Consider the following 19,382-nt stretch of genomic DNA (forward strand, 5'->3'; position numbering starts at 1 on the left):
ATGGATTGGCCTTCGACTCGTGCTGCGTACGGCGGTTCCCGGGAGTCCTTTTACGGTCAGGCGGGCAGATGGATGCCGTACGTGGCGTGCAGCACGGCGTCGATCTCGGCACGCGTAGGCGCGTGGTTTTGCGGGCCGCGCGAGGCGATCTTGATGGCGCCCATCACGTTGCCCAGGCGGCAGCTGTCTTCCCAGTTCCAGCCGCTGGTCAGGCCATACAGCAGGCCGCCGCGCTGTGCGTCGCCGCAGCCCGTGGGATCGACCACCTGCGATGCGCGAACGGGTTCGATCTGGATGGTCTTGCCTTCGGTGTGCAGGGTGGCGCCCTCGGCGCCGCGCGTCACGACGACGGCCTGCAGCGAACGTGCGATGTCCGCGACGCTGCGGCCGGTGCGCTGCTCGACCACGCCGGCTTCATAGTCGTTGACCGTGAGCGCCTGGGTCAGCTTGAGCATGCGTTCCAGGTCCGCGCCGTCAAAGAGCGGCATGGCCTGACCCAGGTCGAAAATGAAGGGGATGCCGCGCTTGTTCAGCCGCTCGGCATGGGCAAACATGCCTTCCTTCGCATCCGGCGCGACGATAGCCCAGGCGGCGTCGGCATCGCTCAGGTCGTTCTGCGCGGCAAAGGACATGGCGCCCGGGTGGAACGCGGTGATCTGGTTGTCGTCCAGGTCGGTCGTGATGAAGCACTGCGCGGTGAAGGTGTCGGGGATGACCTTGACGCGGCTGACGTCGACGCCCAGGTCCGACAGGCGCTGCATGTACTCGCCGGCGTCTTCGCCAACGGTGGCGACCGGCACGGGTTTGCCGCCCAGCAAGTTCATGTTGTAGGCGATGTTTCCCGAGCAGCCGCCGAACTCCTTGCGCATGCTGGGCACCAGGAACGACACGCTGAGCGACTGAATGCGGTCGGCAAGAATGTGTTCCTTGAAGCGTCCTTCGAACACCGCGATGGTGTCGAACGCCATCGAACCGCAGACCAGAACAGGGGTTGCCATGCTTGTCATCCTTTACGGAAAAAACTTGTCGAGTTGGTAGCCATTGACCTGAACGCCGGTCACTTCAATGGGGACGGAAATCTTCAGGGCGCCTTGCGGGCCGAACGGGCCGGCCAGCTGCTGCGGCGTGAGGTAGTCTTCGGGCATCAGCACCTTGCGCACGACCACCGTGTCCGACAGGTCATTCAGTTCCAGCACCAGCGCCGGCCAATACTGCGGCTTGTCGTAGCGGTTGTGCAGCATCACGGTCAGCACCAGGCGGGTACGGCCATCGTCGATGGCGGCGGCGCCCGTTGGCGGCTGCAGCGACGACGAGGAAATGCTGATGAGATCGCGCCGGCGCGCGTAGCCAACGGTGCAGTCCAGCGGCTTGCAGACGGCTTCCAGGACCGGGCGCAGCGCCGGCACGGAGTTGGCGATGTCGGTGCGATACGCGTACAGCAGTTGCAGCGCCAGTGCGATCAGGCCCACGAGGCAGGCGTAGCCCCACAGCTTGCGCACCAGGCCGCTGCGCTCGATGCGGTCCTGGTCCAGGAATTCGGGCGGCGCCCGGCCCACGTCCGTGGCGCTGGAGTAACGCGTGCGGGTGTCGCCCAGCACCGGCTCGTGCGCGCCGGCATCCCGGTCGTCGTCTTGATCGTATTCGTCGTCGCGCTCGAGGTCCCGCACGTCGTCGTACGCGTCGTCGTAAGTGTCGTCGTGCTGGTCGTCGTGCTGGTCGTCGCGCAGGTCGTCGCGCAGATCTTCGCGAGGATCGTTGTACAGGTTGTTGCGCTCGCCGGTTGACGCGCGGCCGGCGCGCCAATCCAGCGTCGGCTCGTCCGATCGGCGGGCAACGATGGGTTCCTGGCGATACGCCGGAAGCGGGTGCGCGGGCGCGGCGCGAGGTGGCTCGGGCGCGCGCAGGAACGGCTCGCCGTCATCGTCGGCGTAATCGTCGTCTTCGATGTCGTCGTCGGCAGCGGCTTGCGGCTCGGTGCGCTTGCGAATGTCATCACGGCCACGCAGCACGGCGGGCGGAACCGCCGGTGCGGACGGCATCGTGGGTGCGGACCGGACCATGGGCGCGGGCGGCGCCTCGGGTTCGTCTTCCCAAGGCAGGACGATACGTGGTTCTTGGGGCGCGGGCGGCTTGGGCGGCGCGACCGGCGCGACTACTGGCGCGGGCGGCTTGGGCGGCGCGACTGCTGGCGCTCGCGCCGGGATGGCGGGCGGCGCGTAGGCGGGTTCAGGAATCGGGGCGGCGGGCGGGTGCGGCTCGGGCGCGGCCAGCACCGGCGCGGCGACGGCCGCGGCGGAAGACGGCAGCGGCGCACTGGCCGGCGCTGTCGCTACAACAGGCGCGCCCGGCGCGGATACCAGACACGCACGGCCGTCGAACACGGTGGAGCAGGCGCCGCAACGCACCAACCCATTGCGGACCCGAAGCTGGTCGGGCACCACCTTGAAAGACGTGCCGCACTGCGGGCAGCGGGTGGTCAGAGCCATGAGGCGTGCTCCTGCTGCCGCAGCTTAAGGCTTGCGGCCGTGCAGGCACACCCAGCCGTCGCGCGCACGCCAGACCGACATGGCAAGCCATGGCGCGTAAGCGGCGGCGACCTCCTCGGCCTGACGTTCTAGCACGCCCGACAGCACCAGATGGCCGCCCGCGGCGACGCGGCCGGCCAACATCGGCGCCAGCACCTTCAACGGATTGGACAGGATGTTGGCGACAACCACTTCGAACGTGCCGTCGGCCAGCGCATCGGGCAGCATGGCCTGCAGTTCAACCTTGTTGACCTCGGCGTTGAAGACCGTGCTTTGCACCGCCTGCGCGTCGATGTCGACCGCCTGCGTGGGGCCAGCGCCCAGCTTGCGCGCGGCGATGGCCAGAATGCCCGATCCGCAGCCATAGTCCAGCAAGGTCGCGCCGGCAGGCAGCTCGGCTTCCAGCCAGGCCAGGCACAGGTGCGTGGTCGGATGGCTGCCGGTGCCAAAGGCCAGACCCGGGTCCAGTTCGATATGGATGGCGCCGTCCTGGTCGGGCGCGGCCGCGGCGTCCAGGCCCGGCACGTCGGGATTGTCGCGATGCCAGCTGGGGACGATCCAGAGCCGCTCGGCAATGTGGATCGGGCCGAACTGCGATTGCGTCAGGCGCACCCAGTCGGCGTCCGGCACGTCGCGCAGGCTCCAGCCGTCAAAGACCGACGCTTCGAGCTCTCCGGATTGCGCGGCTTCTTCCATGATCTGCGCGGGATCGGCTCCGTCCGGCAGCAAGGCGACGACGCGGTTGCGGTCCCAGGCCTGGACGTCGGGCTCGGTGCCGGGCTCGCCGAACAGGGGACGTTCGACGTCGGTGCCGAAGTCGGCGTCTTCGACCGAGACCGACAGCACGCCGGCTTCGAGCAACGCATCCGACAACGCTTCGGCCTGCGCCTCCGAGCAATGGAGCACGAGTTCACGCATGATAATTTCTCTTCCATCTGGTCAACGGGCCGCGGCATGCGCCGCGGCCCGATCAACCTTAAAACATCTACAAGGCAAAACGCAAAAGGGGCCGTGAGGCCCCAAAGTCGGTCAGGGACGCTGCGCCAACTTGTGTTCCAGATAATGGATGCTGGTGCCACCTTCGATGAAGCGGGCGTCCTGCAGCATTTCGCGATGCAGCGGGATGTTGGTGGAAATGCCTTCCACCACCATTTCCGACAGCGCGATGCGCATGCGGGCCAGCGCCTGGTCACGCGTGTCGCCGTAAGTAATGACCTTGGCAATCATCGAATCGTAGTTCGGCGGCACGAAGTAGCCGTTGAACGCGTGCGAATCGATGCGAACGCCAGGACCGCCCGGCGTGTGCCAGTTCGTGATGCGGCCGGGGCTGGGCACGAAACGGAACGGATCTTCCGCGTTGATGCGGCATTCGATCGCATGGCCCTTGAACGCGATGTCGCGCTGGCGCAGCGTGAACTTTTCGCCGGCGGCGATCAGGATCTGCTGCTGCACCAAGTCGATGCCCGTGATCAGTTCGGTGACCGGGTGTTCGACCTGGATGCGGGTGTTCATTTCAATGAAATAGAACTCGCCGTTTTCATACAGGAATTCGAACGTGCCCGCGCCGCGATAGCCCATCTTGCGGCAGGCGTCGGCACAGCGATCGCCAATGCGCTCGATCAGGCGGCGGGCAATGCCGGGCGCCGGCGCTTCTTCGATCACTTTCTGGTGGCGGCGCTGCATGGAGCAGTCGCGCTCGCCCAGCCAGACCGCATTGCGGCCGCCGTCGGCCAGCACCTGGATTTCGATATGGCGCGGGTTCTCGAGGAACTTCTCCATATAGACTTCCGGGTTGTTGAACGCGGCGCCTGCCTCGGAACGCGTCATCGTGACGGCGTTGAGCAGCGCGGCCTCGGTGTACACCACGCGCATGCCGCGGCCACCGCCGCCGCCTGCGGCCTTGATGATGACCGGATAGCCGACTTCGCGCGCAGTGCGCAGGATTTCCTGCGGATCTTCGGGCAACGCGCCTTCCGAACCCGGCACCACCGGCACGCCGGCCTCGATCATGGCGCGCTTGGCGCTGACCTTGTCGCCCATCAGGCGGATCGTGTCCGGACGCGGGCCGATGAACACGAAGCCGCTCTTCTCGACGCGATCGGCGAAGTCGGCATTTTCGGACAAGAACCCGTAACCCGGGTGGATTGCCTCGGAATCCGTGACTTCGGCGGCCGAGATGATGGCCGGCATGTTCAGGTAGCTTTCACGCGACGGCGCGGGCCCGATGCACACGGATTCATCGGCAAGGCGCACGTACTTGGCTTCGCGGTCGGCCTCGGAGTGGACGACCACGGTCTTGATGCCCAGCTCGCGGCAGGCGCGCTGAATGCGCAGGGCGATTTCGCCCCGATTGGCGATCAGGATTTTTTCGAACATGTTCAGCTATCAGCCAATGACGAAGAGGGGTTGACCGTACTCGACGGGCTCACCGTTTTCGACCAGGATTTCTTTGATGACGCCGGCCTTGTCGGCTTCGATTTCATTGAGCAGCTTCATGGCTTCAATGATGCACAGCGGGTCGCCTTCCTTGACGGTAGCGCCGACGTCGACGAACGGAGCGGCGCCCGGGTTCGGCGAGCGGTAGAACGTGCCGACCATCGGGGCCTTCACGACGTGGCCTTGAATGACCGGGGCAGCGGGCGCGGCCGGTGCGGCGGCGGGCGCGGCGGCAGCCACGGGCGCGGCGGGCACGCCGGCTTCGGGCTGGTGGTAGGCCACCGGCTGCAGGGTCTGCGAGAACTTGACGATTCTGACCTTGCCTTCGCCTTCGGTGATTTCCAGCTCGGCGATGCCCGATTCAGCCACCAGGTCGATCAGGGTTTTGAGTTTTCGAAGATCCATAGAAGCTGCTTCCCGAGATAGTGTCGGCGTCGCCCCAGCGTCGGGTTCGCGCCGTATAAGATGTAAAAGCGTTGAATTTGATGCGAGATCAGTGCCGCACTGCGTAACGCAACGCGGCCTCGTAGCCGTCCGCGCCCAGGCCGCTGATCAGGCCCTGCGCCAAGTCGGACAGATAAGAGTGATGCCTGAACGGCTCTCGCTTATACAGATTGGACAAATGTACTTCAATAAATGGGATCGCGACCCCGGCCAGCGCATCGCGAATTGCGACGCTGGTGTGCGTGTAGGCCGCTGCGTTGATGATGATGAAGTCCGTGCCGTCCTGCCGTGCCGCCTGAATGCGGTCAACCAGCGCACCTTCGTGATTGCTTTGCCACGCAGTCAGCGTGGCGCCCAATTCGCCCGCGAGCAACTCGAGACGCTCATTGATCTGGGCCAGGGTAAGACTGCCGTAGATATGAGGTTCCCGGGTGCCAAGCAGGTTCAGGTTCGGGCCATGCAATACCAGTATGTTTTGCGCCATGCGCGTGCCAAATTGTGGATTGCCAATTGTTGGCAAAACAGCCGATAAACCAGCTTTTTACGCCAATTCCTACTATTTGTCCAACAGACTTACGCCTTCAGCGCCGCCAGGGTGCGATCCAGGTCATCGGGCTGGACTTCACCCAATATCTTCCGGTTAATGCTGCCATCTGCGTTGAAAACGATAGTAAAAGGCAGGCCTCCGCTAGGATTTCCCAATTTTCGCAGGGTATCGATGGCGCCAGCGCCGATCACCCATAGCGGGTACGAAACCTGTACTTTCTCGACAAATTTTTGCATGTTGGCTGCAGTATCGACACCGAAGCCAACAAAGCGCACATTCGGGTATTTTTTCTGCAAGGCATCCAGCGCCGGCATTTCCTTTACGCACGGCGCGCACCACGTGGCCCAGAAATTGACCACGATGGGCTGGCCCTTCCAGCCTTCCAGCGAATGCGAAGCGCCGGCCAGGTCGGGCAGCTTCATCTGCTTCAGGGCGGCCACCGGATCGCCGGCGTCGGCTGGCGCCGCGGCTTCCTGCGACTTGCGTCCCATCAGCGTGTAGCCGCCCGCGACAGTCGCGGCCACGGCCACGGCGGCGGAAAGAAGTAGGCGTCGATTCATGGCGCGATGATAACCGTTGCGGCCGTTTTACGCCGCACCGGCGCGGCGCCGGCTTGTCGCGGCGCTATATATACAATGCAGGGCAGGAGATTTATCAATGCACCTGCACATTCTTGGCATCTGCGGCACCTTCATGGGCGGGCTGGCGCTGATCGCGCGCGCCGCCGGCCACAAAGTCACGGGTTGCGACGCGGGCGTGTACCCGCCGATGAGCACCCAGCTTTCCGAACAGGGGATCGAACTGATCGAAGGCTTCGGCGCGGAACAATTGGCGCTCAAGCCGGACCTCTACGTCATCGGCAACGTGGTCAGCCGGGGCAATCCGCTGATGGAAGCCATTCTGGAATCCGGGGCGCGCTACGTGTCGGGTCCGCAATGGCTGGGCGACAACATCCTGCCGGGCGCGCATGTGCTGGCTGTGGCCGGCACGCATGGCAAGACCACCACCAGTTCGATGCTGGCCTGGGTGCTGGAAGCCGCGGGCCTGGCGCCCAACTTCCTGATCGGCGGCGTGGCGCAGGACCTGCACGTTTCCGCCCGCTACGATCCGGCGCGCCGCCCCTTCGTGATCGAAGCCGACGAATACGACACGGCATTCTTCGACAAGCGGTCCAAGTTCGTCCACTACCGACCCCGGACCGCCATCCTGAACAACCTGGAATACGATCACGCCGACATCTTCCCCGATCTGGCTGCCATCGAAACCCAGTTTCACCACCTGGTGCGCACGATCCCCGGGTCCGGCCGCATCGTCCGGCCGACGCACTCGGACGCCCTGGACCGCGTGATTGCGCGAGGATGCTGGTCCGATACCGTCACGTTCGGGCCCGACGGCCATTGGCAGGCCTCGCCGCCCGACGCGGACGGCGCCTTTGAAGTCACCCGCGCCGGCGAGCGTGCCGGCACGGTGCGCTGGACGCTGACGGGCGAACATAACCGCATGAACGCGCTGGCCGCCCTGGCCGCCGCCGAACACGTCGGCGTGCCGGCCGAACAGGGCATCGACGCCCTCACCCGTTTCGGCGGGGTCAAGCGCCGCATGGAACTGCGCGGGACGGTCAACGGCATCAAGGTCTATGACGACTTTGCCCACCACCCCACCGCCATCGCCACCACCCTTGAAGGTTTGCGCCGCCAGATTGGCGCCGCGCGCATCCTGGCCGTGCTGGAGCCGCGTTCCAACACCATGAAGCTGGGCACCATGGCCGCCCGTCTGCCCGAGGCCCTGGCAGACGCCGATCTGGTGTTCTGCTTTGGCGCCAACGAGGGCAAGCATGCGCTCGGCTGGAACCCGGACGAGGTGCTCGCGCCCCTGGGCGGCCGGGCTTCCAGTTACGATGACATCGGCGCGCTCGTGGCCGCGGTCGCCGGCGCCGCCCGCCCGGGCGACCAGGTGCTGGTCATGAGCAATGGCGGCTTTGGCGGCATTCATGGCAAGCTGCTGGACGCGCTGCAGGCCCGCGGCTGATTCCGCCGCCGGCCGATCGCGCGGGCCCAGCCGGAACTGGCAGGCCCGCCCGACCGGCCTCAAGGCCAGCTCCAGCCGGCCTCCCGCAACGCAGACGGAAACAGCAAGCAATGATTCTCTATCTACACGGTTTCCGGTCGTCGCCTGATTCCTTCAAGGCGCGCATGATGGCGGACGCCATGGCCGAGCGCGGCCTGAACGAGGCCTGGGCCTGCCCGCAACTGCCCGCCAGCCCGCGGGAAGCGATCGACCTGGCCATGGGCATGGCTCGCGACCGGCTGGCGAATGCCGACTCGCCGCGCGAACTGACCGTCATCGGCTCGTCGCTGGGCGGTTTTTACGCCACCTGGATCGCCGAACAGCTGGGCTGCAAGGCCGTGCTGCTGAACCCCGCCGTCAACGCCGCGCGCGACCTTGCCACCCAGGTCGGCGAGCACCACATGTATCATTCCGGCGCGCCGTTCGTTTTTTTGCCCGAGTATGTGGCTGAACTGGCCGCCATCCACGCGCCGCGCATCACGCAGCCCGACCGGTATTTTCTGGTCGCCGCAACGGGCGACGAAGTGCTGGACTGGCGCGAAATGCGCGACCGGTACGCAGGCTGCCGCCAGCGTATCGTGCAAGGCAGCGACCACGGCCTGTCCGATTTCGCGGACTGGATGCCGGAAGTGCTTGAGTTCGCCCTAGGCGGCAAGCCGGTACGCCCTTGATAATCAATATCGACTTTCAACACCCCTAAAGCTGCGCAAGGCGGCGCAAGGCCGCCGCCCAGGACGATTCCCACCATGTATGTGTTTTACGAAGACGACGGCAGCTTCAAGGCCGGCCATATCCTGTCCGAGACCGACGCCAGCCTGCAGGTGGAGTCGGAATCGGGCAAGCGCAGCAAAATCAAGCGCGCCAACACCCTGTTCAACTTCGCCTCGCCGGACCCGTCGACCCTGATGAGCCAGGCGGCCGCCACGGCCGAGACGCTGGACCTGCAATTCCTGTGGGAATGCGCGCCGCAGGAAGAATTCGACTCGCCCGCCCTGGCAGCCGATTACTTCGGCCACGCCCCCACGCCCGTCGAACAGGCCGCGCTGCTGATGCGCCTGCACGGCGCGCCGGCTTACTTCCATCGCCGCGGCAAGGGCCGCTACCGCCCTGCTCCGCCCGACATCCTGGCCGCCGCACTGGCCGCGCTGGAAAAGAAGCAGCGTCAGGCCGAGCAGCAGCAGGAATGGGTCGACGAAATGGCCGCCGGCCGTCTGCCCGAGCCGATCGCGCAGGCCGCCGAATCGCTGCTGATCCGCCCGGACAAGAACTCGCAGCAATGGAAGGCGCTGGACGCCGCATGCGCCAAGCTGGGCAAGACCCCGGACCGCCTGCTGCTCGAACTGGGCGCCTGGCCGCACGCGCTCGCGCTGCACAAGCGCCGCTTCCTGGCCGTCAACTTCCCGCGCGGATTGGCCTTCCCCGACGTTGAACTGCCCCCCATCGACCGCGAACTGCCGCTGGCCGATGCCGAGATCTACTCCGTGGACGACGTCACCACCACGGAAATCGACGATGCGCTGTCGGTCTCGACCCTGCCGGACGGACGCGTGCGCGTCGGCATCCACGTCGCCGCGCCGGGCCTGTCCGTCACCCGCGACAGCGAACTGGACAAGCTGGCCCGCGCCCGCCTGTCCACCGTCTACATGCCCGGCGACAAGATCCCGATGCAGCCGGACAGCGTCATCCAGGCGTTCTCCCTGGACGCCGGCCGCGAAGTGCCCGCGTTGTCGCTGTACGTCATCGCCAATTCCGAAACCGGCGAAGTCATCGAATCGGAAACCCGCCTGGAACGCATCGTCGTGCGCGAGAACCTTCGCCACAACATGCTGGACACCCAGGTCACCGAGGCAAGCCTCGCGGATCCGGCAGCCGATCTGCCCTACGGGCACTGGCTGCGTCCGCTCTGGAAGCTGGCCCAGGCCCTGTCGGCGCAACGTGAAAATGTGCGCGGCAAGCCGGAAAACAACTCCCGGGTCGAATACAGCTTCTATCTGGACGGCAACCCCGACGATCCCGACACGCCCGTGCGCCTGGTCCCGCGCCAGCGCAACGCGCCGCTGGACCGCATGGTGGCCGAGTACATGATCCTGGCCAACAACCTGTGGGGCGGCCTGCTGAACCAGCACGGCGTGCCCGGCATCTACCGCTCGCAACAAGCGGGCCGCGTGCGCATGAGCACGCAGGCGCTGCCGCACGAAGCCATCGGCGTCCCGCAATACGCGTGGAGCACGTCGCCGCTGCGCCGCTATGTCGACCTGGTCAACCAGTGGCAGCTGATCGCCGCGGTGGAACACGGCGTCTCCGCCCGCCTGATCGCCCCCTTCAAGCCGCGCGACGCAGACCTGTTCGCCATCATCGGCGCCTTCGACGCGCAATACGCCGCCTGGGCCGAGTTCCAGAGCGCAATGGAACGCTACTGGTGCCTGCGCTGGCTGAAACAGAACGGCGTGACGCGGACGGTGGCGCATGTGCTGCGCGAGGATCTCGTGCGGTTTGCGAATGCGCCGCTGGTGACTCGGGTGGGTGGGATGCCTGAGTTTGAGCGGGGGACGGCTGTTGAAGTGGATATTCTGGGGATGGATGAGTTGTCTCTGGAGTTGGATTGTCGGTTTGTGGGTGAAGTTAAAGGGGAATCTGCGTAGGTCGCGGTTGGTTTTCGTCGGTCGCGTAACGTCTTCGTAGGCCGCATACCGTCTTCGTCGGTCACACGATACGGCGGATCTTCGTCGGTCGCGTACCGTCTTCGTAGGTCGCCCGACGCCGCGGTCACCGTGGGCACGATCGCCCACGATTGCGGTCCGGAGCCTTCGCTCCGGACTGCCCCGTCGTCATCTTCGTCCGCCTTCGGCTCCCTTCAGATTCCCTCGGGCGCATCGACGGCGCTCGCACCCACGGTGCCCGCGACGCCGTGCTGCCAGGGTCTTTGGTTTGCGCGCTACAAGACCTGTGTTCAGGGAAGGGAATTTGCGGGGCCGCCGAATTGCTGCCGCCCGGGCGGCGGCAATCGGCATCGGGGCGGTGGGACGTCGCGAGGGGGTGCGCTTCGCGCTGGCGGTGATTGGTTTGCTAATGGTCCGCCTCACGTTGGGGGTGGGCGGTGATGGGCGGCGCGGCGACGGGTCGCTACAGCTTGCCGATCTGTTCGCGCCGCCCATCGGGCACTTGAGTTCAAGGGACGATTAGCGGCGACTGGTGACGTTATCGCGCGCGTGCTGATCTCTCTCGCAAAGGTGTCTGACACCCTTGAAGCGCTCCTTCAAGCTTGAAGACCATTTATACGGGTGTCAGACACCTGGTGAGGCGCACGTACCTACGCGCGAAGCGTCATCATCCAAACGCAAGACGCCGCGTAAGTCTCGCAAAGGTGTCTGACACCCCTGAAACGCTCCTTCAAGCTTGAAGACCATCTATACGGGTGTCAGACACCTAGTGAGACGCACGCACCTACGCGCGAAGCGTCATCACCACGCCGCAAGACGCCGCGTAAGTCTCCGGAGGCCGCCCGCGCGGCCGAACGGAGACGGGCTACGCAAGATGTTTCTGGCCCGAGACAATCCGCGCTAAAACGCCAAGCACACCGACCGCCCCGCCGCCCATCAGATTTCTATTGCCAGAGTCCGGTGCGGTGGCGGCCCGGGGTGCGCGGGGCGTCGATAAGCCCGAGGGAATCTGAAGGGAGCCGAAGGCGGACGAAGATGACGAAGGGGCAGTCCGGAGCGAAGGCTCCGGACCGCAATCGTGGCCCCGCGCGCCCCGGGTCGCCGCCGTGCCGGACGCCTCAAGAACTCAATCTTCACCGCCCAAAGGCTTCCAAGCACCATCAACACCCCCGCGCATCAACGCCCCCCGTTAAACTCCCCAGAAAAAAGCACAACCAAGGAGGAGCAAACATGCGCATTCTGCTGGTCGAGGACAATCTCGATCTTGGCGATGCCGTTGAGAGCAAGCTGCGATCGGCGGGTCATAGTGTGCAGTGGGTGCGTGATGGCGTGCAGGCGTTGCGTTGGGGGTTGGATGAGACCTGGGACGCACTCGTGCTGGATATCAATTTGCCCGGCAAGGATGGATTCACGCTTATCCGAGAGTTGCGGGCGGCGGGTCTTGAGGCGCCTGTGCTCGTCATGACGGCACGCGCCGAGATCGAAGACAAGATCGACATGCTGGATCTGGGCGCTGATGACTACCTGGTCAAACCGTTCGATCTGCGCGAACTGGAGGCCCGGCTGCGCGCCCTGTTGCGGCGGCCTGCGGGGCAGACCACCAGTGTGGCGCATTACGGCAATCTCAGTCTGGATCTGGCGAATCGGCATGTCGAACTGGCCGGCACGCCCCTGGAGCTGGGGCGGCGGGAATTCCGGTTGCTTGAGATCCTGGTCGGCAAGCTGGGCCAGACCGTTGCCAAGGAACGCCTCATGAACCAGATCTTCGACCTGGACGACGGCTCGCTCAATGCGCTTGAGCTGCTTATCTCGCGGCTTCGCAAAAAGCTTGCGGGTGCGTCCGTGGATATCGTCACCGTGCGGGGCGTCGGGTATCAGGCCCGCAGCCATGAACATCCCTGAAAGCTTTTCCATCCGGCAGCGCGTCTTCACGTTGGGCGCCGTGCTGCTCGCCTGCGCGCTCATCGGGCTCGTGTTCTTTTTGCGCGGTTATGCCCAGCGCGCCGCCGAGCAGGCGTTTGACCGGCTGCTCGCGGCCTCGGCGCTGACCATTGCCGGGTCCGTCCAGATCGAAGACAACGAAGTCACCGTCGAGCCGCCCGTGTCCTCGCTGGCCATGCTGTCCGGCGGCGAACGTGTGTTCTACGAAGCGCGCACCTCCAACGGCAGGCTCATCACCGGGTACGGCGACCTTGCGCCCGGCCTGCCCCTCGCGCAGTCGGCCACGCCCGTTTTCACCTATCTCAGCTATCACGACGAACCCATCCGCGTCGCGACCGTTGGCCGCCTGGTCTCGGCCAGCCAGCATGCCGGCTGGGTCACCTTGCGTGTCGCCGAGACGCTGGGCTCGCGCGAGGCGCTGGCCGGCGAAATTCTTGGCCGCAGCGTGCTGCCGCTGGTCGTCGTGTCCCTGGTCGCGCTGGGCCTGTTGTGGTTTGGCGTGCAGCGCGCCTTCGCGCCGCTTGCCGTCGTCGAGCGCGAACTGCGGCGGCGAGCGCCGGATGACCTGGAGCCGCTCGTCAAACCCGTCCCGCGCGAAGTGCGGCGGTTGATCGAAGCGCTCAACGGCTTCATGCAGCGGTTGTCTGGCGCCATGGACACGCTTAACACCCTGGTCGCCGACGCCGCGCATCAGGTCCGCACGCCCCTTGCCTCGCTGCGCGCGCAAGCCGAGGTAGCGCTGGACGAGACCGATCCCCAGCGCTTGCACGCCCGGCTCGAACGCATCCATCTGAACGCCACCCACGCCAGCCAGCTCATCAACCAGCTGCTCATGGACGCCACCATCACCCACCGGCTCGGCAAGGGCGCCCGCGCGATGGTCGGCGTGGCTGAAACCGTCAACGAAACGCGCCGCCGCATTGGTCCGCTGGACGCGCAGCGGCTGCGCATCGCCATTGCGCCCGAAGTGCGCCGCGCGCGCATCGCCGGCGATCGCATCGCGCTGCGCGAAATGCTGCGCAACCTGGTCGACAATGCCCTGCGCTACGCGCCGGACGGGCCGGTTGAGATCCAGGCCACGCCCGTTGCCGGCTATCGCGTCGCGCTCACTGTCTCGGACCGCGGCCCCGGCGTGGCCGACGACGAAAAGGAATCCGTGCAGCAACGTTTCTCGCGCGGCCGCGCCGGGGAAACGCTGCCCGGATCCGGGCTGGGACTGGCGATCGTGCGGTCCGTCGCTGTCGCCCACGGCGGGTCGCTGTGGCTGCTGGACCGGCCCGGCGGCGGCCTGACGGCCCGCGTCGTCCTGCCGCTGGCGCGCGCCGGGGCGAACCGCACGCTGATGGCAGCCGCCGCCGCGGTCTGCGCCGCCTGCCTGCTGCTGGCCGCGCCGTCCGCCGACGTACGGGCCGCGGGCGTCGAGGTGACCGGCGCGGCTGCTCCGCCCGCCGCACCGCAGGTTGCCGGCATCCCCGAGATCATCACCCGCTATCCCGCGCCCCAACCGTCCTCCCGCGTCCTCACCATCGCCGGCCCCACGGACACGCCCGTAGTCGCCCCGCTGATCCAGGGGTTCCAGTCGCATCGCCCCGACGTCAGCGTCGTGTACCGCGAAATGGGCAGCCGCGAACTCTACGAAGCCGCCATCGAAGGGCGATTGAAGGATGTGGACGTCCTCATGAGTTCCGCGTCGGACCTGCAGATCCGGCTTGCCAACGATGGCTACGCGCTGAGCTATGCCTCGCCCTACGCCGCGCGGCTTCCGTCGTGGGCCATATGGCGGCACGAGGTCTACGGCTTCACGTTCGAGCCCGCCGTCATCGTCTACAACCCCAAGCGTTTCGCGGAAGCTGAAGTGCCGCGCTCGCGCCAGGACCTGCTGCGCCTGCTGGAGCAGGATCCGTTGCGCCTGCGCGGTCGCATCGGCACCTACGACATTGCCGCCAGCAGCCTGGGCTATCTGCTGGCCGAACAGGATGAGCTTGTCTCGTCCAACTTCTGGGGGCTGGCCAACGCCATGGGCCAGGCCGGCGTGCGGCTGGCGGCCACCAGCGCCGAGATCCTGGACGCCATCGAGCGCGACGAACTCGACATCGGCTACAACATCCTTGGCTCTTACGCGCTGTCGCGCCAGGCTGCGGGCCGGCCCATCGGCGTGGTGTTTCCGCAGGACTACGTGCTGGTGCTGGCGCGCTCGGTCCTCATCGCGCGCACCGCCCCCAACCCCGACCTCGGCCGCGCGCTGGTCGACTGGCTGCTGTCGCCCGCCGGCCAGCAGGTGGCATCCAGCCATGCCGCGCTGGGATCCATCATGGAAGACACGCCGGGACGGTGGACCTCGGAAGCCGTGCTGGCGCGGTCGCAGGGCATCGTGCAGCCCGTGGTGCTGAGCCCCGCGCTGCTCGTCGGCCTGGACCAGCGCCGCCATTCCCGGTTCGTGCAGAACTGGATCCGGCTCGTCACCGACACGCCGCAGCGTCCGTAACCCGGCGCGCAGGCGTGGCCCAGGGATTTCCCCTAGCCACCGCGTGCCGCCATGACAGGACGACGACAGACGCGCACTCCTAAGATGGCTGCACGCGGGCCCCAGAGCCCGCATCAAGCCAAATCCAATCGGAGACAACACCCATGCTTGCCAAGTCCAAACTGGCGGCCGCCTGCGCCGCCGCATTCGCCATCGCCTCGGGCAGCGCCTTCGCGCAGGCTGTGCCGGCGGGCTATCCGGCCGACTACCAGAAGGTCCTGGACGGCGCCAAGAAGGAAGGCAAGGTCGTCATCTATTCGACCACCGACACCAAGGCCGCCGGCCCCATCATCAAGGGCTTCGAAGCGATGTATCCGGGCGTCAAGGTCGAATACAACGACATGAACAGCACCGAGCTCTACAACCGCTACATCAGCGAACAGGCGGCGGGCGGCGGCAGCGGCGACATCGTCTGGAGCTCGTCGATGGACTCGGCCCTGAAGCTGGCCACCGACTACGCGCTGAAGTACAAATCGCCCGAGGCCGGCAAGCTGCCGTCGTGGGCCGTATGGAAGGATTCCGCCTACGGCACGACCTACGAGCCGGCCGTCTTCATCTACAACAAGCGGCTCATTCCCGCCAATGAAGTGCCCACCACGCACGGCGCGCTGGCCAAGCTGATCGCCAGCCAGCCCGACAAGTTCAAGAACAAGGTCACCACCTACGACATCGAGAAGTCCGCGGTCGGCTTCATGCTGGCGGTGCAGGACAAGGCCAACGATCCCAAGTATTTCGAGACCCTCAAGGACATCGCCAAGGGCGGCCTGGTCGTGCAGTCGTCCACCGGCACCATGATGGAACGCGTGTCCTCGGGCGAAAACCTGATCGGCTACAACATCCTGGGTTCCTACGCGGAGACGCGCGCCAAGAACGATCCGTCGCTGGGCGTGGCCTACCCCACCGACTACGCGCTGGTGCTGTCGCGCGTGGCGTTCATCAGCAAGAAGGCGAAGAACCGCAACGCCGCCAAGCTGTGGATGGACTACCTGCTGTCGCAGAAGGGCCAGGAAATCATGGCCAACCAGGCCGACCTGGCGTCCGTGCGCGACGACATCGAAGGCGACAACGACGTAGACGGCATGACCAAGAAGCTGGGCGCCTCGCTCAAGCCGATTCCGGTCGACGAAACGCTGCTGGACTACCTGGAGCAGAACAAGCGCCTGGAATTCATCAAGCAATGGCGGGCCGCGGCGGGCAAGTGATGCCCGGGCTCCGGGCGGCCTTGCTGCCCGGAGCCGCCGCAAACGCGGCGGACGGCGCGCCGTCCGCCTGACCCTGCCCCGGGGCCATCGCCCCCGGCGGCGCGGCCACCGCGTCCTTCAAGACCACAGGATTTCCCATGCAGTCATTGCGCAGAAAATGGCAGTCCCTGCCACGCGGCGTGGTGGTGCTGATCACGGCGCTCGCCATCTACGTGCCGCTGTCGTTCATCATCATCCAGAGTTTTCTCTCGGCGCCCTTCTTTGCCCCGTCCAAGACCTGGAGTCTGGACGCCTTCCGCTTCATCTTCGCGGACCCCGATTTCTACAAGGCGCTACGCAGCGGCTTCATTCTCGCGTTCGGGCTGGCCGCCATCGCCATTCCGCTGGGCGGCATGCTGGCGTTTCTGATGATCCGCACCGACCTGCCGGGCCGCCGCTGGATCGAGCCGCTGATCCTGGTGCCGGTGTTCGTGTCGCCCATGGTGCTGGGCTTCGGCTACGTGGTCGCCGCCGGCCCCGTGGGCTTTTTCTCGACCTGGACGCAGAACATTTTGGGCTTCGTGCCCTGGAACGTCTACTCGCTGACCAGCATCGTCATCATCGCCGGCCTGACGCACGTGCCGCACGCCTACCTGTACATCTCGTCGGCGCTGCGCAGCATGGGGTCCGACGTGGAAGAGGCCGCACGAGTGACCGGCGCCTCGCCGCTGCGGGTGATGGTGTCCGTCAGCCTGCCCATGGTGCGGCCGGCCATGCTGTACGCCACCGTGCTCCTCTTTTTCCTGGGCCTGGAAGTGTTCGGCCTGGTGCTGGTGCTGGGCGACCCGGAAGGCAACCTGGTGCTGGCCACCTACCTGTACAAGCTCACCAACAAGCTGGGCATCCCGTCCTATCACCTGATGGCCGCGGTGGCCGTGGTGCTGATCTGCATGACGATCCCGCTGGTGATGCTGCAACGCCGCCTGATGCGCACCGCCAACCGCTTCGTCACCGTCAAGGGCAAGGCCTCGCGCGCGCGGCCGCTGCCGCTGGGCAAGTGGCGCTGGGTCGCGGGCGGGGTCGTGGCGTTCTGGCTGTTCGTCACCATCATCGTGCCGCTGACGGGCGTGCTGCTGCGCGCGTTCGTGTCCAACTGGGGCCTGGGCGTGTCGCTCTTTGACGTGCTGTCGCTGGACGCCTTCCGTACCGTGTTCTCGCAGCCCAACCTGATGCGCGCCATCGTCAACTCGGTCGCCATCGGCGTCTTCGGCGGCGCGCTTGCGGTCATGTGCTACATGTTCGTGGGCCTGGCCATGCACCGCAAGCCGGACAACGTCACGCGCTTCATGGACTACAGCGTGCTGGTGCCGCGCGCCGTGCCGGGCCTGCTGGCCGGCCTGGCGTTCTTGTGGGTGTTCCTGTTCGTGCCGATGTGGCTGGACAACGCGCTGGACGTGGACGAAGGCGGCTGGCTGTCGGCCCTGCCCTTCGCCGAATGGCTGCGCGAGAACTTCGTCGAATGGCTGCGCGCCCTGCGCAGCACCATCTTCAGCGTGTGGCTTGCGTACACCGTCGTGTGGATGGCCTATGGCTTGCGGCTCATCTCGTCGACCCTGCTGCAGGTGGGGCCCGAACTGGAAGAGGCCGCCCGCAGCGCCGGCGCGCGCCGCGGCCAGGTCACCCGCCACGTCACGGTGCCGCTGGCCAAGTACGGCCTGATCGGCTCGTGGCTGCTGATGTTCCTGATCTTCGAGCGCGAATACTCCACCGGCGTCTACCTGCTGTCGCCCGGCACCGAGACCATCGGGTCCATGCTGGTGTCGCTGTGGGCCTCGGGCGCCATCGACATCGTGGCCGCGCTTTCCTTCATCAATATCGTTCTGGTCGTGATCGGCCTGGGCATCGCCCTGCGATTCGGAGTCAAACTTCATGATTGAGCTTTCTGTAGAAGACCTGCACCTGGACTACGGCGACAACCCGGTGCTCAAGGGCGTGTCGATGCAGCTGCGCCAGGGCGAAGTGGTGTCCCTGCTGGGGCCCTCGGGCAGCGGCAAGACCACGTTGCTGCGCGCCGTGGCCGGCCTGGAAGGCCCCAAGCGCGGCCGCATCACCATCGGCAACCGCGTCGTGTACGACGGCGCGGCCCGCCAGGAGATCCCGGCCGAAGAGCGCAACCTGGGACTGGTGTTCCAGTCGTATGCGCTGTGGCCGCACAAGACCGTGTTCGAGAACGTTGCCTATCCGCTCAAGCTGCGCAAGACGCCGGGCGCCGAGGTGCGCGAACGCGTGCAGGCCGTGCTGGACCAGCTGGGCCTGGGCAAGCTTGGCCGGCGCCACCCGCACGCGCTATCCGGCGGCCAGCAGCAGCGCGTGGCCATCGGCCGGGCGCTGGTGTACAGCCCGCCCGTCATCCTGCTGGATGAACCCCTGTCCAACCTGGACGCCAAGCTGCGCGAGGAAGCGCGCGCCTTCCTGCGCGAACTCATCATCCGCCTGGGCCTGTCCGCACTGATGGTGACGCATGACCAGAGCGAAGCCATGGCGATCTCCGACCGCATCCTGCTGCTGAACAACGGCAAGATCGAGCAGCAGGGCACGCCGCAGGAAATGTACGGCGCACCGTCCACCCTGTTCACGGCCGAATTCATGGGCAGCAACAACCGGCTGGACGGCAAGGTCACCGAGCTGCGCGACGGGCAAGCCCGCATCGAAGGCCCCGGCTGGTCGCTGTGGGGCAAGGCCGGCGCGGACGTCGCGGCGGGCCAGGATGCCACCGCGGTCATCCGGGTCGAGCAGGTGCGCCTGGCCGACGACCCGGACGGCAACCACGTCGACATGCCGCTGCTGACCAGCATGTACCTGGGCGACCGCTGGGAATACCTGTTCCGCACGCCGGACGCCGATCCGGCCCGCAGCCTCGCCCTGCGCGCCTACGGTCCGGAAGGCCGCGAGCCCGGCCCCTGCCGGCTTGCGCTGCCCGCCAGCAAGGTCTGGATCTTTCCCCGGCCGACCGCCTGATCCGGTCTAGACCGTCCGTCCGAGGGCTGTTACAGCCGT

General features: G+C 66.3%; 15 protein-coding genes. 8 read left to right on the forward strand and 7 right to left on the reverse strand.

Translation table 11 applies throughout. The features are described from left to right. Window positions 1–56: 56 nt before the first annotated feature. The 7 genes from FBY20_RS08185 to FBY20_RS08215 form a co-directional block, all read right to left on the reverse strand. Window positions 57–998 carry a carbohydrate kinase family protein gene (locus FBY20_RS08185; protein ID WP_056327810.1) on the reverse strand — a complete coding sequence of 314 codons (942 nt, stop codon included), beginning with the start codon at window positions 996–998 and terminating at the stop codon, window positions 57–59. Between the two features lie 12 nt (window positions 999–1,010). Continuing rightward, window positions 1,011–2,486: a DUF3426 domain-containing protein gene (locus tag FBY20_RS08190; RefSeq protein WP_142051332.1), complete on the reverse strand. Its 1,476-nt coding sequence runs from the start codon at window positions 2,484–2,486 to the stop codon at window positions 1,011–1,013. Window positions 2,487–2,510: 24 nt separating this feature from the next. After that, complete coding sequence (prmA, locus tag FBY20_RS08195; RefSeq protein ID WP_056327808.1) at window positions 2,511–3,443, reverse strand: 50S ribosomal protein L11 methyltransferase; 933 nt, start codon at window positions 3,441–3,443, stop codon at window positions 2,511–2,513. A 111-nt stretch (window positions 3,444–3,554) separates the two neighbouring features. Then, window positions 3,555–4,901 (reverse strand): acetyl-CoA carboxylase biotin carboxylase subunit, encoded by a 1,347-nt coding sequence (accC, locus tag FBY20_RS08200; RefSeq protein ID WP_056327807.1) that lies wholly within the window; start codon window positions 4,899–4,901, stop codon window positions 3,555–3,557. A gap of 9 nt (window positions 4,902–4,910) precedes the next feature. Next, the gene (accB, locus tag FBY20_RS08205; protein WP_063951929.1) at window positions 4,911–5,366 is read right to left on the reverse strand and encodes an acetyl-CoA carboxylase biotin carboxyl carrier protein; all 456 of its coding nucleotides are present in this window, start codon (window positions 5,364–5,366) and stop codon (window positions 4,911–4,913) included. An 88-nt stretch (window positions 5,367–5,454) separates the two neighbouring features. Beyond that, window positions 5,455–5,889 carry a type II 3-dehydroquinate dehydratase gene (aroQ, locus tag FBY20_RS08210; protein WP_056327805.1) on the reverse strand — a complete coding sequence of 145 codons (435 nt, stop codon included), beginning with the start codon at window positions 5,887–5,889 and terminating at the stop codon, window positions 5,455–5,457. An 89-nt stretch (window positions 5,890–5,978) separates the two neighbouring features. Continuing rightward, a complete protein-coding gene (locus FBY20_RS08215) occupies window positions 5,979–6,512 on the reverse strand; it encodes a TlpA disulfide reductase family protein (RefSeq protein ID WP_142051335.1) in 534 nt (177 codons plus the stop codon). A gap of 97 nt (window positions 6,513–6,609) precedes the next feature. On the opposite strand from FBY20_RS08215, the gene mpl reads away from it, so the two are divergent. From mpl to FBY20_RS08255, 8 genes are all read left to right on the forward strand, one after another. Next, window positions 6,610–7,980, forward strand: coding sequence for a UDP-N-acetylmuramate:L-alanyl-gamma-D-glutamyl-meso-diaminopimelate ligase (mpl, locus tag FBY20_RS08220; RefSeq protein ID WP_142051338.1), 1,371 nt, complete (start codon window positions 6,610–6,612; stop codon window positions 7,978–7,980). Between the two features lie 110 nt (window positions 7,981–8,090). Then, window positions 8,091–8,690 (forward strand): YqiA/YcfP family alpha/beta fold hydrolase, encoded by a 600-nt coding sequence (locus FBY20_RS08225; RefSeq protein ID WP_142051340.1) that lies wholly within the window; start codon window positions 8,091–8,093, stop codon window positions 8,688–8,690. A gap of 75 nt (window positions 8,691–8,765) precedes the next feature. Beyond that, window positions 8,766–10,661, forward strand: coding sequence for a ribonuclease catalytic domain-containing protein (locus FBY20_RS08230; RefSeq protein ID WP_142051343.1), 1,896 nt, complete (start codon window positions 8,766–8,768; stop codon window positions 10,659–10,661). Between the two features lie 1,248 nt (window positions 10,662–11,909). Further along, the gene (locus tag FBY20_RS08235; protein WP_056327800.1) at window positions 11,910–12,581 is read left to right on the forward strand and encodes a response regulator transcription factor; all 672 of its coding nucleotides are present in this window, start codon (window positions 11,910–11,912) and stop codon (window positions 12,579–12,581) included. Continuing rightward, complete coding sequence (locus FBY20_RS08240; protein ID WP_142051346.1) at window positions 12,568–15,105, forward strand: extracellular solute-binding protein; 2,538 nt, start codon at window positions 12,568–12,570, stop codon at window positions 15,103–15,105. Before FBY20_RS08235 ends, FBY20_RS08240 begins: the two co-directional genes overlap by 14 nt. Before the next feature lie 143 nt (window positions 15,106–15,248). Further along, window positions 15,249–16,346 carry an ABC transporter substrate-binding protein gene (locus tag FBY20_RS08245; RefSeq protein ID WP_056327798.1) on the forward strand — a complete coding sequence of 366 codons (1,098 nt, stop codon included), beginning with the start codon at window positions 15,249–15,251 and terminating at the stop codon, window positions 16,344–16,346. 137 nt (window positions 16,347–16,483) lie between these two features. Next, window positions 16,484–18,262: an iron ABC transporter permease gene (locus tag FBY20_RS08250; RefSeq protein WP_056327797.1), complete on the forward strand. Its 1,779-nt coding sequence runs from the start codon at window positions 16,484–16,486 to the stop codon at window positions 18,260–18,262. Continuing rightward, window positions 18,255–19,343 (forward strand): ABC transporter ATP-binding protein, encoded by a 1,089-nt coding sequence (locus FBY20_RS08255; protein ID WP_142051350.1) that lies wholly within the window; start codon window positions 18,255–18,257, stop codon window positions 19,341–19,343. Before FBY20_RS08250 ends, FBY20_RS08255 begins: the two co-directional genes overlap by 8 nt. The last annotated feature ends 39 nt before the right edge of the window (window positions 19,344–19,382 follow it).

Origin of the sequence: Achromobacter sp. SLBN-14, assembly GCF_006715415.1 — a bacterium.
GTDB lineage: Bacteria > Pseudomonadota > Gammaproteobacteria > Burkholderiales > Burkholderiaceae_B > Achromobacter > Achromobacter mucicolens.

Coding starts and splice junctions, on each gene's coding strand:
- FBY20_RS08255 (WP_142051350.1), top strand. CDS start 18,255: ATGATTGAGCTTTCTGTAGAAGACCTGCACCTGGACTACGGCGACAAC.
- mpl (WP_142051338.1), top strand. CDS start 6,610: ATGCACCTGCACATTCTTGGCATCTGCGGCACCTTCATGGGCGGGCTG.
- FBY20_RS08240 (WP_142051346.1), top strand. CDS start 12,568: ATGAACATCCCTGAAAGCTTTTCCATCCGGCAGCGCGTCTTCACGTTG.
- prmA (WP_056327808.1), bottom strand. CDS start 3,443: ATGCGTGAACTCGTGCTCCATTGCTCGGAGGCGCAGGCCGAAGCGTTG.
- accB (WP_063951929.1), bottom strand. CDS start 5,366: ATGGATCTTCGAAAACTCAAAACCCTGATCGACCTGGTGGCTGAATCG.
- FBY20_RS08245 (WP_056327798.1), top strand. CDS start 15,249: ATGCTTGCCAAGTCCAAACTGGCGGCCGCCTGCGCCGCCGCATTCGCC.
- FBY20_RS08185 (WP_056327810.1), bottom strand. CDS start 998: ATGGCAACCCCTGTTCTGGTCTGCGGTTCGATGGCGTTCGACACCATC.
- FBY20_RS08215 (WP_142051335.1), bottom strand. CDS start 6,512: ATGAATCGACGCCTACTTCTTTCCGCCGCCGTGGCCGTGGCCGCGACT.
- FBY20_RS08225 (WP_142051340.1), top strand. CDS start 8,091: ATGATTCTCTATCTACACGGTTTCCGGTCGTCGCCTGATTCCTTCAAG.
- FBY20_RS08230 (WP_142051343.1), top strand. CDS start 8,766: ATGTATGTGTTTTACGAAGACGACGGCAGCTTCAAGGCCGGCCATATC.
- FBY20_RS08250 (WP_056327797.1), top strand. CDS start 16,484: ATGCAGTCATTGCGCAGAAAATGGCAGTCCCTGCCACGCGGCGTGGTG.
- aroQ (WP_056327805.1), bottom strand. CDS start 5,889: ATGGCGCAAAACATACTGGTATTGCATGGCCCGAACCTGAACCTGCTT.
- FBY20_RS08235 (WP_056327800.1), top strand. CDS start 11,910: ATGCGCATTCTGCTGGTCGAGGACAATCTCGATCTTGGCGATGCCGTT.
- FBY20_RS08190 (WP_142051332.1), bottom strand. CDS start 2,486: ATGGCTCTGACCACCCGCTGCCCGCAGTGCGGCACGTCTTTCAAGGTG.
- accC (WP_056327807.1), bottom strand. CDS start 4,901: ATGTTCGAAAAAATCCTGATCGCCAATCGGGGCGAAATCGCCCTGCGC.